This is a genomic window from Phormidium sp. CCY1219 (genome assembly GCF_055795085.1).
Genome location: NZ_JAYFEQ010000305.1, coordinates 1 through 463, shown reverse-complemented (window position 1 = coordinate 463; position 463 = coordinate 1). Strand labels below are relative to the sequence as shown.

The 463-nt window shown below is 49.5% G+C and carries 1 protein-coding gene; it reads left to right on the top strand.

Translation table 11 applies throughout. From position 1 onward, the window contains the following. Positions 1–463, top strand: a 463-nt coding sequence (locus AC0QH1_RS05025; RefSeq protein WP_473154729.1) for an RpnC/YadD family protein, incomplete at both ends; no start/stop codon positions are given.

The window sequence follows — 463 nt, the reverse complement described above, 5'->3', positions numbered from 1 at the left end:
AGGTATTAAAAACCGAATTACCTTTAGACCCGATTCGAGCAGATTCGGTCACATTTTTAAGCACGCGGACGGAGATTCTGCATTTAGAATTTCAGGTAAAAGTACCCACAGAGCAACCGATGCCCCTGCGGATGTTAAATTATTGGTTGCGATTATACTGGCAATATCGACTGCCGGTGAAACAGGTGGTTATTTGGTTGAAGCAGACGAGCAATCCGGAGGTTTTTCAGACGCAATTTGAGTTCCAATCGACCCGACACCAATATGAAGTGGTGCGGTTGTGGGAGCAATCTCCAGAACCCTTGCTGCAAGACCGCGCATTGCTCCCTTTAGCGGTGTTGTGTGCCGCTGAGGAACCGACGCAATTGCTGAGTCAAGTGGCGGGGGAATTGGCTAAGATAGAATCACGGGAACAGCGACAGGAAATTGCCGCTTGTACCCAGCTTCTCGCCGGGTTACGGTT